Origin of the sequence: Curtobacterium sp. PhB128, from assembly GCF_004340725.1 — a bacterium.
Lineage (GTDB): Bacteria > Actinomycetota > Actinomycetes > Actinomycetales > Microbacteriaceae > Curtobacterium.
Genome location: NZ_SLUR01000001.1, coordinates 295,180 through 308,050, shown reverse-complemented (window position 1 = coordinate 308,050; position 12,871 = coordinate 295,180). Strand labels below are relative to the sequence as shown.

The following is a 12,871-nucleotide window of genomic DNA, read 5'->3' as shown; positions in this document are numbered from 1 at the left end:
CGGTGCGGCGGCACGAGGGACTTCGGTGCCGAGGGCTGGAGTGGCTGGAGCGCCATGGGGGAACCGTCCTCACGAGGAAGTGGAACAGGGACAGCGGTGGCCCGGTGGTGCGTTCCGCCCAGACGGGCGGGACTGGTGCCCGTGCCCCGCTTGTGGCGGGGAGGAGTGCTCCTAGGCGCGGTCAGTGGGAGTCGTGACCGCTCCGGAGCCCTGGGCGACGAGGCGTTCGTCGTCGTCCGCGTGCTCCGAGAAGGTGTCGTCGGAGTCTACATCGGACTTCGGACGCGGCTCGCGACCGGGCAGGTACGGGCTCGGCTCCTTGCCGGTGTGCCGACGGGTCTGCACGATGAAGATGACGATCCCGAGCAGGATGGCCGCGAACGACATCCAGACGTTCGTGCGGATGCCCGCGAAGGTCTCGCTCGTGTCGACGCGGATCGACTCGAGGAAGGACCGGCCGACGCCGTACCAGATCAGGTACAGGGCGAGGACCTTGCCCCACTGGAGCGTGAACTTGCGGTCGAGCAACAGGATGACGACGACGCCCAGGACGTTCCAGATGATCTCGTAGAGGAACGTCGGGTGGAACAGCGTGCCGTCGGGCAGGCCCTTCGGGAACGCGGCGTTCGTCGACTCGATCTGCAGGCCCCACGGCAGGCTGGTCGGCATGCCGAAGAGCTCGTGGTTGAAGTAGTTGCCGAGCCGGCCGAAGGCCTGTGCGAGCAGCACCCCGGGCACGACGGCGTCGATGAACGACGTGAACCGCAGGCCGACCTGGCGGCAGCCGATCCAAGCACCGACGGACCCGAGGATCAGGGCGCCGAAGATCGCGAGCCCGCCCTCCCAGATGTACAGGAAGGACAGCGGGTCGATGCCGGGGCCGAAGTAGTCCGACACGTGCGTGAACACGTGGAAGAGCCGGCCACCGATGATGCCGGCGGGCACCGCCCAGATCGCGATGTCGATGATGATCCAGCGCTCGACGCCGCGCGCGTTGAGGCGGCGGTTCGCGAGCAGGACCGCGGCGACGATCCCGAGCAGGATGCAGATCGCGTACGCGTGGATGCGGAAGTCGAGCGGCAGCGACCAACCGAACACGTCGCGCAGCCAGGCGGTCAGGTCGAAGTACTGCCAGGCGGTGCTCGGGCTCGGGATGCTCAGGAGGGGCATGGAGGAACGGTCGCCTTTCGGAACTGACGGGGCGCGGTGTCGACGTGTCGTCGGCCCCGCTCACTGTAGCGCGGGTCGTGGGCCCGCCAGGAACTGGACTAGGAGCGGCGGGCGCCGGTGGTGAGGTCGGCCGCGCGGTCGGCGACCCCCTGCACCCCGAGGTCGGCCAGTGCTCGGACGAACGCCGAGCCGACGATCGCGCCGTCGGCGTACTCCAGGACCTCGGCGACCTGCTCGGCCGTCGAGATGCCGAGGCCCACGCAGGTGCGCGCGACGCCAGCGTCACGGAGCCGCGACACCACGGTGCGTGCAGCGACGTCGACGCCGGCCCGTGCTCCGGTGACGCCCATCGTCGAGACGGCGTAGACGAACCCGCGGCTCGCCTGCACCGCCTGCTGCATCCGGGAGTCGGACGAGGACGGTGCCGCGAGGAACACGCGGTCCAGGCCGGTCCGCTCCGACGAGGCCATCCACTCGGCGGCTTCGTCCGGGATCAGGTCGGGCGTGATGAGCCCGGCGGCACCGGCGGCGACGAGGTCGTCGGCGAAGCGGTCCACGCCGTAGCGGAGGACCGGGTTCCAGTACGTCATCACGAGCACCGGCACGTCGGCGCGCTCGGTGATCTGGTGCACGGCGTCGAAGACCTGCGCGACCCGGAAGCCGTTCGCCAGGCTCTCCTCGGCCGCACGCTGGATGACCGGGCCGTCCATGACGGGGTCGGAGTACGGCAGGCCGAGCTCGATGACGTCCACGCCGTTCTCGGCGAGGGCGACGGCAGCGTCGACGCTGGTCTGCACGTTGGGGTACCCGGCGGGCAGGTAGCCGACGACGGCCCCGGCACGCTCCGCGTTGGCGGTGTCGATCGTCGTGGCGACGGTCTGGTTCGTGGTCACAGCTGCACCGCGTTCTCGTCGAGGATGCCGAAGTAGCGACTGGCGGACGCCACGTCCTTGTCACCACGGCCGGACAGGTTCACGAGCACGACCCCCTCGGGGCCGAGCTCCTTGCCGAGCTTCATCGCACCCGCGAGCGCGTGCGCCGACTCGATCGCCGGGATGATGCCCTCGGTCTGGCTGAGCAGCCGGAACGCCTCCATCGCCTCGGTGTCGGTGATCGGCGCGTACTGTGCGCGACCGATCGACGCCAGGTAGGCGTGCTCCGGCCCGACGCTCGGGTAGTCGAGCCCGGCGGAGATGCTGTGGCTCTCGATGGTCTGGCCGTCCTCGTCCTGCATCAGGTAGGACTTCGCGCCCTGCAGGACGCCCTCGCGACCGAGCGTGATGCTCGCAGCGTGCCGACCGGTCTCGACGCCGTCGCCACCGGCCTCGAAGCCGTGCAGCGCGACGGACTCGTCGTCGAGGAACGCCTCGAAGATGCCCATCGCGTTCGAGCCGCCACCGACGCACGCGGCGACGGCGTCGGGGAGACGCCCGACGCGGTCGAGGACCTGCTGGCGGGCCTCTTCACCGATCACCTTGTGGAACTCGCGCACCATCTCGGGGAACGGGTGCGGGCCGGCGACCGTGCCGAGCAGGTAGTGGGTCGAGTCGACGTTCGCCACCCAGTCACGCAGGGCCTCGTTGATGGCGTCCTTCAGCGTGCGCGACCCGGTCTCGACCGGGATCACCTCGGCGCCGAGCAGGCGCATCCGGGCGACGTTGAGCGCCTGCCGCTCGGTGTCGACGGCGCCCATGTACACGACGCAGTCCATGCCGAACAGCGCCGCGGCGGTCGCCGTGGCCACGCCGTGCTGGCCGGCACCGGTCTCCGCGATGAGGCGGGTCTTGCCGAGCCGACGGGCCACGAGCGCCTGACCGAGCACGTTGTTGATCTTGTGCGACCCGGTGTGGTTCAGGTCCTCGCGCTTGAGGATCACGCGGGCACCACCGGCGTGCTTCGCGAACCGCGGCACCTCGGTGATGATCGACGGACGACCGGTGTAGTCGCGCTGGAGCTCGTCGAGCTCGGCACGGAAGGCCGGGTCCGCCCAGGCCGTGCGGAAGGCTGCCTCGAGCTCGTCGAGCGCCAGGACGAGCGACTCGGGGACGAAGCGTCCGCCGAAGTCACCGAAGTACGGGCCGTGCAGGTCGCGGAGTGAGGTCACGATGGGTCTTCCCGGGACGAGTCCGACGCGACCGGCGGTTCCGGTGGTCGGACGGGTGGAACGTTCAGCCGCGGTCGGCGGCCTCGATGAACGACGCGAGGGTGGTGGCGGGGTCGGCACCCGTGACGAGCGCTTCCCCGACCAGGACGACGTCGGCACCCGCTGCGCGGTAGTGGGCGACGTCGGCGGGACCTGCGACGGCGGACTCGGCGACGCGCACGACCCCGTCGGGGATGCGGTCGGCGAGCGACCCGAAGAGGTCGCGATCGAGCGAGAAGTCGGTGAGGTCGCGCGCGTTGACGCCGAGGATCCGCGCACCGGCGTCGAGGCCACGGGAGACCTCGTCGGCGGAGTGCGCCTCGACCAGCACGCGCATGCCGAGCTCTTCGGCCAGCGTGTGGAGCTCGACCAGCTGCTGCTGCTCGAGCGCGGCCACGATGAGCAGCACGACGTCGGCGCCGGCAGCTCGGGCCTCGACGACCTGGTACGGGTCGGCGATGAAGTCCTTGCGCAGCACGGGGATGCCCACGCGGGCCTTGACGGCTTCGAGGTCGGCGAGACTGCCGAGGAACTTGCGCCCCTCGGTCAGGACGCTGATCGTCGACGCGCCACCTCGCTCGTAGTCGGCAGCGAGGGCGGCCGGGTCCTCGATGGGGGCCATCGAGCCACGGGACGGGCTGGCGCGCTTGACCTCGGCGAGGATCTTCACCCGGTCGCCCGGGGCGAGGAACGCGAGGGCGTCGAGCGGCGACGCCACCCGGTCGAGGTCGCGTTCGACGTCCGAGTACGGGCGGTCGACACGACGGGCGGCGGCGTCCTCGAGCGCGCCCGCGACGAGGGTCTCGAGCACGTTCGGCATGCGAGTCCTACTCGGCGTGGTGCTTGGCGACGTACTTCGGGCCGTTCACGCCGTAGCCGGCCTTCGCCATGACCGCGCCGATGACCAGACCGATGACGACGACGGCAGCGGAGACCCAGACGCCCCACGGCTGGTCGAACCAGAAGAACAGCGTGCCTGCCGCGAATCCGATCAGCATGATCACGACGGCGGTCCAGGCGGCCGGCGAGTGGCCTTCGCCGAGTTCTGCGGGCTCAGTGTTGCTCACGGTGCTCCTCGTTCTGCTCCGGCGTCGTCGGTCGACCGACGCCCATCCGATCCTACCGTGCCGTCGGTCGGGTCGACCCCAGCACTGAGGTCGTCCCAGTCCACGACGGCGTCGCGCACGACCGGGGCTGCGGCGCGGGCGTCGGCGGCGGCTCCCGCGGTCGCCGCGCCGTACTTCCGGCTCGGACCGGGCCACGCACGCTGCACCACGATGACGACGACACCGAGCAGGACGGCCAGGACCCCACCGGCGATGCCGACGGCCGGCCAGAGCGACACGTCGACGCCGGACACGACGCGGCGCACGGCGGTCAGGTCGCTGACCCCGGCCACCGCGCCGACGGCACCCTTCGCCGCGGCGACCGGGTCACCGAGTGCGGTGATGCCGCTGACCACGACGCCGAGTCCGAGCAGGATCTCGACGCACGCGAGCACGATGCGCAGCACCCGGCCGGCGATGGTCATCGCGAGGAACAGGGCCAGGCTCGCGATCGCCAGGGCGGTGTACTGCGGCACGACCGCGGCCCCGTCGGCGTCGACCGTCGAGGTGACTGCCGCACCGGCGTGCAGGTCCACGGTGAACCAGGTCTGCGTCCACGCGAGCATGATGATGCCGGCGACGAGCAGTCCGGCGACGACGACGATCGGGCGCGAGCGCTTCACGAGCGCACCTCGCGCATCCGGTTCGCCGTGGCCACGGCCCGCAGGGGTGCCGCCGCCTTGTTGATGGTCTCCTCGTGCTCGGTGGCCGGGTCGGAGTCCGCCACCAGGCCAGCCCCGGCCTGCACCCGTGCCACGCCGTCCTTGATCAGGGCGGTGCGGATCGCGATCGCGATGTCCGCGTCACCGGCGAAGTCGAAGTAGCCGACGACACCGGCGTAGGCACCGCGCTTCGCCGGCTCGAGCTCGTCGATGATCTCCAGCGCGCGGGGCTTCGGCGCGCCGGACAGGGTGCCGGCCGGGAACGTCGCCCGGAACACGTCGATGGCGGACATCCCCGCGCGCACCGCACCCTCGACACTCGACACCAGGTGCATGATGTGGCTGAAGCGCTCGACCGTCATGAACTCGGTGACCGCGACGGTGCCGGGCTCGCAGACCTTCTGCAGGTCGTTGCGGGCCAGGTCGACGAGCATCAGGTGCTCGGCGCGTTCCTTCGGGTCGTCGAGCAGGTCGTCGCCGAAGCGGACGTCCTCTTCCGGGGTCGCACCACGTGGACGCGACCCGGCGATCGGGTGCGTGATGGCGCGGCCGGACTGCACCTTCACCAGGGCCTCGGGCGAGGCACCGACGATCCAGTACCGCTCGTCGGCGGTGTCCGCCAGGGCCAGGAAGTACATGTACGGACTCGGGTTCAGCGTCCGGAGGACCCGGTACACGTCGAGCGGGTCGGCGGTCACCTCGTGGTCGAAGCGCTGCGAGATCACGACCTGGAACACGTCGCCGTCGCGGATGAACTCCTTCGAGCGCTCCACCGCGGCCATGTACTCGTCCGGCGTGGAACGGTGCGTCGGCGTCGGCTCGGCGATCTCGAACGCCTCGGCGACGGTCGCGACGCTCGGCTGGACGAGGTCGGCCTGCAGGCGGTCCAGGCGGCGCTGCGCGTCGGACCAGAGCGTGTCGGCGTCGTCGGTGCCGTCGTTCAGCACGCTCGCGACGAGCAGGACGAGCCCCGTGCGGTGGTCGAGCGCGACGAGCTCGGAGACGAAGGACAGCGCCTGTCCGGGCACGTCGAAGTCGGCCGGCGGCACGTTCGGCAGGTGCTCGAGCTGGCGCACGGCCTCCCACCCGATGAACCCGACCGTCCCGCCGACGAGCGGCGGGGAGCCGGGCACCCGCGGGGTGGCCCAGCGCTCGTGCAAGCGTGCCAGGACCTCGAGCGGTTCGCCGTCGAGTGAGCCGACCGCACGTTCGGCGTCGATGCCGGTGTCGATCCAGGCGGCGCGGTCGCCCTCCTGCGTGAGGACGCCGAAGCTGCGCACACCGACGAACGACCAGCGCGACCAGAGGCCGCCCTGGCCCGCGGACTCCAGCAGGAACGACCCGGGCCGGCCGTCGGCGAGCTTCCGGTAGACACCCACCGGCGTCTCGCTGTCAGCGTAGAGCGCGCGCACCACCGGGACGACGCGGTGGTCGCTCAGCAGCGCGTCGAACTCCGGCCGGGAGGTCGTGTGCGGCGCATCGGAGATCGTCGCGGTCGTCATCGGGTCGCCTCCACTGCCGTGTCGGCCGGGGCAGACGCGGTCGCGTCCGTCGGCGCCGACGCCGCTGTGCCGGTCGGGGCTGACGCCGTCGTGGGCGCGAGCGGATCGACGTCGAAGCAGCGGTGCGCCCCGGTGTGGCACGCGGCCCCGACCTGCTGCACGGTGACGAGCAGGGTGTCGGCGTCGCAGTCGAACGCCGCGTCGCGCACGTACTGCGCGTGCCCCGACGTGTCGCCCTTCCGCCAGTACTCGTTCCGCGACCGCGACCAGAAGGTCACGCGCCCCTCGGTGAGGGTGCGGCGGAGCGCTTCCCGGTCCATGTACCCGAGCATGAGGACGTCCTTCGACGACTCCTCTTGCACGATGGCGGGGAGCAGCCCGTCCGCACCGAAACGTGCGCGGTCGAGGACCGCGTCGGTGTCGGTGCTGGTGCTGTCGGTCATGAGACTCCTAGCCTACGGCGGCGGATCAGCGGGCGGCGGCGGTTCAGCGGACGGCGTGGCCGGTCGCGCGCAGCGCGGCCTTGACGTCGCCCACCGTCATCTCGCCACGGTGGAAGACGGACGCGGCGAGGAGGGCATCCGCACCCGCGTCGACGGCCGGGGCGAAGTGGTCGACCCGACCCGCGCCTCCCGAGGCGATGACCGGGACCCGCGCGACCGACCGCACCGCGGCGACGAGCTCGAGGTCGAACCCGTTCTTCGTGCCGTCCGCGTCGATGGAGTTGACGAGCAGCTCCCCCGCACCCCGCTCGACGGCGTCGCACGCCCAGGCGATCGCGTCGATGTCGGTCTCCGTGCGGCCGCCGTGCGTGGTGACCACGAAGCCGGACGCAGTCCGGTCGGAGCGCTTGACGTCGAGCGACAGCACCACGGCCTGCGCGCCGAACCGGTCGGCGATCTCGCCGACGAGGTCGGGCCGGGCGATCGCGGCGCTGTTCACGCCGATCTTGTCCGCGCCGCACTGCTGCAGGCGGGACACGTCGTCGACGGAACGGACGCCGCCACCGACCGTGAGCGGGATGAACACCTGCTCGGCGGTGCGGGTGACCGTGTCGTACATCGTGGCGCGGTTCTCGACCGTGGCACCGACGTCGAGGAAGGTCAGCTCGTCGGCGCCCTGCTCGTAGTAGCGCGCGGCGAGCTCGACCGGGTCACCGGCGTCCTGGAGGTCGAGGAAGTTCACGCCCTTGACCACCCGGCCACCCTTGACGTCGAGGCACGGGATGACACGGACGGCCACGCCGCCCGGCGCCGTGGCAGCCGCGGTCACAGTCGTGCCGCGTGGATCGGGCTGACGAGGATGGCGCGGGCACCGAGGTCGTACAGGGCGTCCATGATGAGGTTCGCGTCGTCGCGCGGGATCATCACGCGCACCGCGGACCAGTCGCGGCCGTGCAGCGGCGACACCGTCGGCGACTCGATGCCGGACGCGACGGCCGTCGCCTGCTCGAGCAGCGCGGTGGGGATGTCGTAGTCGAGCATGACGTAGCCGCGGGCGACGAGCACGCCCTGCAGCCGACGGCGGAGCACGTCGATGCCCGGGATCGTCTCGTCGGTCGACACCAGCAGCGCGGTCGACTCGAGGATGACCGGACCGAAGATCTCGAGGCCGGCCTGCCGCAGCGTGCTGCCCGTGGAGACCACGTCGGCCACGGCGTCGGCGACACCGAGACGCACCGCGCTCTCGACGGCCCCGTCGAGCTTGACGAGCGTCGCCGTCACCCCGTGGCGGGCGAGGAAGTCGCCGACCAGGCCCGGGTAGCTCGTCGCGACGCGGACGCCGTCGAGGTCCTGCAGGGTGCTGTACCGGCCCGGCGTGCCGGCGAACCGGAACGTGGAGTCCGCGAAGCCGAGCGCATCGACCTCGTGCGCCTCGGAACCGGAGTCGAGCAGCAGGTCACGGCCGGTGATCCCGACGTCGAGTGCGCCGGAGCCGACGTAGGTCGCGATGTCCCGCGGGCGGAGGAAGAAGAACTCGACGCCGTTGCGCTCGTCGAGCAGGTGCAGCGCCTTCGGGTCGCGGCGACCGGCGTACCCGGCCTCGCGCAGCATGTCGGACGCGGTCTCGGACAGGGAGCCCTTGTTGGGCACGGCGATGCGGAGCATCAGGGGGTCTGCTTTCTGGTCGGGGTCGTGGCGGATCGAGGTCGGTGCAGGGGCAGTGCCCGAGCGCGTCCTACAGATGTCGCCAGATGTCCGCCGGGGACAGCCCCTTCGCGACCATGAGGACCTGCAGGTGGTACACGAGCTGCGAGATCTCCTCCGAGGTGCGCTCGTCGCCCTCGTACTCGGCCGCCATCCAGACCTCGGCCGCTTCTTCCACGATCTTCTTGCCGATCTGGTGCACGCCGGCGTCCAGTTCGGCGACGGTGCCGGAGCCCTCGGGGCGCGTGCGCGCCTTCTCGGTGAGCTCCTGGAACAGGTCGTCGAACGTCTTCACGCGGTCCAGGCTACCGGTCTCCGCTGACGCTGCCGACGTACCGTCCGGACGGGTCGCGCTCATGCCCGCGCCCGCGCGGCCGCTTCGCGCAGGTCCGTGATCCGCGCGGCGGGCTCACCGCCGTACACGGCCGACCCGGCGACGAGCGTGTCGGCGCCGCTGCGCACGGCCTCGGGCACGGTGTCCACCGAGATGCCGCCGTCGACCTCGAGCCACACGTCGAGCCCCGAGGCGTCGACCGCCGCACGGGCGTCGGCGAGCTTCGGCATCACGGACGGCATGAACGACTGCCCGCCGAAGCCGGGCTCGACGGTCATCAGCAGGATCATGTCGTAGGCGTCGAGGTGGTGCAGCACCTGGGTGATCGGGGTGCCGGGCTTCACCGCGACGGCGGCACGGGCCCCGTTCGAGCGGATCGCGGCGGCCGTGGCCACGGGGTCGTCCGCGGCCTCGAAGTGGAACGTCACGCTCGACGCACCGGTCTCGGCGTACTTCGGTGCGTTGACGTCGGCGTCGGTGATCATGAGGTGCACGTCGAGCGGCACCGGGGAGACCTGCTGCAGGCGCTCGACGATCGGCAGCCCGAGCGTCAGGTTCGGCACGAAGTGGTTGTCCATCACGTCGACGTGCACCAGGTCGGCGGTCTCGATGCGGTGGAGTTCACGCTCGAGGTTCGCGAAGTCGGCGGACAGGATGCTCGGCGAGATGCGGATCGTCACCGGGCAAGCCTACCGGCGCGAGCGCGACGCCCCGCTCGACGGCCTCAGCCGACGCGACGGAACAACGCGATGAACATCGCGTCCGTGCCGACCCGGTGCGGCCAGAGCTGCGCCGTCGCGCCGTCCGCGATCTCCGGGTCGCGCGCGGCGACCCCCCGGACGATCGTCGCGGTGTCGAGCTGCTCGAGGACTCCCCCGTGCCGCCCCATCAGCGCGTCGACCTGCCCGCGCGTCTCGGCCAGGTGCGGTGAGCACGTGACGTACGCGAGCGTCCCACCCGGTGCGAGCACCCGGACCGCGGCGTCGAGCAGCTCGGTCTGCAGGGCCGCGAGCTCTTGGACGTCCTCCGGGGTCTTCCGCCAGCGTGCTTCCGGACGCCGACGCAGGGCGCCCAGGCCGGTGCACGGCGCGTCGAGCAGGATGCGGTCGAAGGTCATCCCGGTGCCGTCGCGGCCGTAGCGCCTGGCGTCGCCCTCGACGACGCGGACGTGGTCGCCGAACACCCCGAGGGCGTTCCGCACGAGTCCGGCACGTGCCGGCACGAGTTCGTTCGCGACGAGGGTCGCGCCGCCCTGCTGCGCCTCGGCGGCGAGCAGCGCGGCCTTGCCGCCGGGGCCGGCGCACATGTCGAGCCAGCGCTCGCCCTCGCGCACCGCGGACGACCGACTCAGCGCGAGGGCGGCGAGCTGCGAGCCCTCGTCCTGCACGCGCAGGCGCCCGGCAGCGACGCCCGGCACGCGCGCGGGGTCACCGGAGATGCCCCGGATCCCGACGGGCGAGACCGGCAGGGCGTCGGCGGCCGGCACGGGGTCGGCGGTCCGGACGGGAGGCACGGTGCCGGTCGCGCCGTCGGCCTCCGGTTCGTCGTCGGCGGGCACCAGGGTCGCCGGCACGTCCGCCGCGCCGTTCGCGTCGGCGAACGCGGCATCGGCGTCTGCGTCTTCGTCGAGCACCGTGCGCGTGGTCGCGGTGGCGATGTCCTCGTCGGTGGCGAGCCCGGGCAGCGCCGCGAGCTGCACCCGGGGCGCGGCGTTGTCGGCGGCGAGCAGGGCGGCGAGCTCGTCGCGGGAGCGTTCGGCGGCGAGGGCGTCGCGCAGTGCCGAGACGACCCAGACCGGGTGCGACCACCGCGTGGCGAGCAGGGCGTCGCCACCACGGCCCTCGGTGATCTGCGCGTCCCACTCGTCGTCGGTGCGCGCGGCGATCTTGCGCATCACGGCGTTCACGAAGCCGGTGGCACGGCGGGCACCGACCTCGCGGGCGAGCTCGACCGTGGCGTCGACCGCGGCGTGCGTCGGGGTGCGCATGGCGAGCAGCTGGTGGGCGCCGAGCCGCATCACGTCGAGGACGTCGGCCTCGATGTTCTCCGGCCGACGACCCGACGCCAGCGCGATGATGACGTCGTAGCGACCGAGCATCCGGATCGAGCCGTAGGTGAGCTCGGTGGCGAACGCGGCGTCGCGCGCGGTGAGGCCGGCACGACGGATGCGTGTCGGCAGCAGCAGGTTCGCGTACGCGTCGTCGACCTGCACGGCGCGGAGCACGTCGAACGCGACACGACGGGCGTTCGCGGGACGGGGACCGCGGCGGGCGCCCCGGGTGTTCGTCGGCTGGCTCATGCGAGGACCTTCCCGTCCAGTTCGCCCAGGCCACGGGCCCAGGCTGCGGCGTCCATCGCCTTCTTGCCGGCCGGCTGCACCTCGAGCAGCGCCAGCGGAGTGTCACCGGTCCCGACCAGCAGCCGACCGCCGTGGAGTGCCAGCGCACCGGGCGCGAGCTGCGGGGCGGGGTCCGCGGGGCCTCCTGTCAGGCGGTTGCTGCGGAGCAGCTTCACGCGGGTCTCGCCGAGGTGGGCGTACGCGCCGGGCTCGGGGGTGACCCCGCGCAGACGGGCGTGCACGACCGCCGCCGGAGCACCGAAGTCGATGCGCCCGTCGTCGATGGTCGTCTTCGGTGCGAGCGTCGGCTCGCCGGTCTGCTCGGTCGCGACGGCCGTGCCGGCGGCGATGGCGTCGACCACCCGGGCGACGGTCTCGGCGCCGGACTCCGCCATGGCGGCGAGGACCTCGCCGGCGGTCGCCTCCGGGTCGATCTCAAACGGGTCCGCCGCGAACACCGGGCCGGCGTCGAGCGCCTCGACGAGCTGGAAGACCGACGCGGCGGTGCGGGTGTCCCCCGCCATCACGGCCCGCTGGACCGGCGCCGCGCCGCGGTACGCCGGCAGGTCGGAGAAGTGCAGGTTGACCCAGCCGAGGCGCGGGGCGTCGAGCGCGGGACGGCGGAGCAACGCGCCGTAGGCGACGATGACACCGAGGTCGACGTCGAGGTCGGCGATGCGCGCGGTGACGTCGTCGTCGACGCGGCTCGCCTCGATGACGGGCAGTCCGAGCTCCGCGGCGACCTGCGCGACCGGTGTCGGGGTCAGCACGCGCTTCCGGCCCTGCGGTGTCGGCGGACGCGTGAGGACCGCGGCGATCTCGTGGTCGGACGCCGCCAGACGGCGGAGGGTGGGGACGGCCGCAGCGGGGCTGCCGGCGACGACGAGACGCATGGGTTCGATCCTCCCACGCGCGCGCTCGGTGGACTGACCCGAACCGGGCCCGCGCCGGGTGGGTACGGTCTGCGGCACAGCACGAGAGGGGTTCCCATGTCCGATGTCACCACGTCCACCGACCGCTTCGCAGGGTCCAGCATCCAGAAGGTCGCGCTGCTCGTCGGCGTCGTGTTCCTGCTCGTCGGCATCGCTGGGTTCGTGCCCGGGCTGACGTCCGGCTCGCTCGCGGGTGCCGGCCACGGGTCGATGGCGATGCTGCTCGGGGTCTTCCAGGTGTCGGTGCTGCACAACGTCGTGCACCTGCTGTTCGGGGTCGTCGGGGTGCTCGCGGCGGGGTACGCCACCGGGTCGCGGATGTACCTGGTGCTCGGCGGGGTCGTCTACTTCGTGCTCTGGGTCTACGGGCTGTTCACCGCGGGGCACTCCTTCGGCGCGAACTTCGTACCGCTGAACTGGGCGGACAACTGGCTGCACCTCGTGCTCGCGGTCGGGATGGTCGCGCTCGGCGTGGTGTTCCCGCGCGTCGGCGGGCGGGCCGTGCGCGCCTGACGCTGCGGCGCGGCGGACTCGTTT

Annotated in this window: 15 protein-coding genes; 1 reads left to right on the top strand and 14 read right to left on the bottom strand. The window is 72.2% G+C overall.

Annotation, left to right across the window (positions count from 1 at the left end):
- Positions 1–171: 171 nt before the first annotated feature.
- From lgt to EDF23_RS01320, 14 genes are all read right to left on the bottom strand, one after another.
- On the bottom strand, positions 172–1,170 hold the full coding sequence (gene lgt, locus EDF23_RS01385) for a prolipoprotein diacylglyceryl transferase (protein ID WP_207895423.1): 999 nt from the start codon (positions 1,168–1,170) through the stop codon (positions 172–174).
- A gap of 98 nt (positions 1,171–1,268) precedes the next feature.
- Entirely contained in the window at positions 1,269–2,063 is a 795-nt protein-coding gene (trpA, locus tag EDF23_RS01380; RefSeq protein WP_131920084.1) for a tryptophan synthase subunit alpha, read from the bottom strand.
- Positions 2,060–3,274: a tryptophan synthase subunit beta gene (gene trpB / locus EDF23_RS01375; protein WP_123294329.1), complete on the bottom strand. Its 1,215-nt coding sequence runs from the start codon at positions 3,272–3,274 to the stop codon at positions 2,060–2,062. Before trpB ends, trpA begins: the two co-directional genes overlap by 4 nt.
- 64 nt (positions 3,275–3,338) lie before the next feature.
- Positions 3,339–4,124 (bottom strand): indole-3-glycerol phosphate synthase TrpC, encoded by a 786-nt coding sequence (gene trpC, locus EDF23_RS01370; protein ID WP_123294446.1) that lies wholly within the window; start codon positions 4,122–4,124, stop codon positions 3,339–3,341.
- A gap of 16 nt (positions 4,125–4,140) precedes the next feature.
- Entirely contained in the window at positions 4,141–4,380 is a 240-nt protein-coding gene (locus tag EDF23_RS19075) for an HGxxPAAW family protein (protein WP_159571188.1), read from the bottom strand.
- The gene (locus EDF23_RS01360; RefSeq protein ID WP_123339700.1) at positions 4,377–5,042 is read right to left on the bottom strand and encodes a Trp biosynthesis-associated membrane protein; all 666 of its coding nucleotides are present in this window, start codon (positions 5,040–5,042) and stop codon (positions 4,377–4,379) included. The genes EDF23_RS19075 and EDF23_RS01360 overlap by 4 nt, the downstream gene beginning before the upstream one ends.
- On the bottom strand, positions 5,039–6,583 hold the full coding sequence (locus tag EDF23_RS01355) for an anthranilate synthase component I (protein ID WP_131920082.1): 1,545 nt from the start codon (positions 6,581–6,583) through the stop codon (positions 5,039–5,041). The genes EDF23_RS01360 and EDF23_RS01355 overlap by 4 nt, the downstream gene beginning before the upstream one ends.
- Positions 6,580–7,026 carry a phosphoribosyl-AMP cyclohydrolase gene (hisI, locus tag EDF23_RS01350; protein WP_111083928.1) on the bottom strand — a complete coding sequence of 149 codons (447 nt, stop codon included), beginning with the start codon at positions 7,024–7,026 and terminating at the stop codon, positions 6,580–6,582. The genes EDF23_RS01355 and hisI overlap by 4 nt, the downstream gene beginning before the upstream one ends.
- Before the next feature lie 43 nt (positions 7,027–7,069).
- Positions 7,070–7,855: an imidazole glycerol phosphate synthase subunit HisF gene (hisF, locus tag EDF23_RS01345; protein ID WP_243648772.1), complete on the bottom strand. Its 786-nt coding sequence runs from the start codon at positions 7,853–7,855 to the stop codon at positions 7,070–7,072.
- Positions 7,852–8,691, bottom strand: coding sequence for an ATP phosphoribosyltransferase (gene hisG / locus EDF23_RS01340; RefSeq protein ID WP_111083926.1), 840 nt, complete (start codon positions 8,689–8,691; stop codon positions 7,852–7,854). The genes hisF and hisG overlap by 4 nt, the downstream gene beginning before the upstream one ends.
- 70 nt (positions 8,692–8,761) lie before the next feature.
- Entirely contained in the window at positions 8,762–9,025 is a 264-nt protein-coding gene (locus tag EDF23_RS01335) for a phosphoribosyl-ATP diphosphatase (RefSeq protein ID WP_111084162.1), read from the bottom strand.
- A 59-nt stretch (positions 9,026–9,084) separates the two neighbouring features.
- Entirely contained in the window at positions 9,085–9,744 is a 660-nt protein-coding gene (gene rpe, locus EDF23_RS01330) for a ribulose-phosphate 3-epimerase (protein ID WP_123294325.1), read from the bottom strand.
- A 44-nt stretch (positions 9,745–9,788) separates the two neighbouring features.
- Positions 9,789–11,363: a transcription antitermination factor NusB gene (locus EDF23_RS01325; RefSeq protein WP_243648771.1), complete on the bottom strand. Its 1,575-nt coding sequence runs from the start codon at positions 11,361–11,363 to the stop codon at positions 9,789–9,791.
- Complete coding sequence (locus EDF23_RS01320) at positions 11,360–12,295, bottom strand: methionyl-tRNA formyltransferase (RefSeq protein ID WP_131879626.1); 936 nt, start codon at positions 12,293–12,295, stop codon at positions 11,360–11,362. The genes EDF23_RS01325 and EDF23_RS01320 overlap by 4 nt, the downstream gene beginning before the upstream one ends.
- Positions 12,296–12,391: 96 nt before the next feature.
- Between EDF23_RS01320 and EDF23_RS01315 the strand changes: the two genes are divergently transcribed.
- Positions 12,392–12,847, top strand: a complete 456-nt coding sequence (locus tag EDF23_RS01315) for a DUF4383 domain-containing protein (protein WP_123339707.1) — start codon at positions 12,392–12,394, stop codon at positions 12,845–12,847.
- Positions 12,848–12,871: the final 24 nt, after the last annotated feature.

Coding starts and splice junctions, on each gene's coding strand:
- hisI (WP_111083928.1), bottom strand. CDS start 7,026: ATGACCGACAGCACCAGCACCGACACCGACGCGGTCCTCGACCGCGCA.
- EDF23_RS01315 (WP_123339707.1), top strand. CDS start 12,392: ATGTCCGATGTCACCACGTCCACCGACCGCTTCGCAGGGTCCAGCATC.
- lgt (WP_207895423.1), bottom strand. CDS start 1,170: ATGCCCCTCCTGAGCATCCCGAGCCCGAGCACCGCCTGGCAGTACTTC.
- EDF23_RS01325 (WP_243648771.1), bottom strand. CDS start 11,363: ATGAGCCAGCCGACGAACACCCGGGGCGCCCGCCGCGGTCCCCGTCCC.
- EDF23_RS01355 (WP_131920082.1), bottom strand. CDS start 6,583: ATGACGACCGCGACGATCTCCGATGCGCCGCACACGACCTCCCGGCCG.
- EDF23_RS01320 (WP_131879626.1), bottom strand. CDS start 12,295: ATGCGTCTCGTCGTCGCCGGCAGCCCCGCTGCGGCCGTCCCCACCCTC.
- hisG (WP_111083926.1), bottom strand. CDS start 8,691: ATGCTCCGCATCGCCGTGCCCAACAAGGGCTCCCTGTCCGAGACCGCG.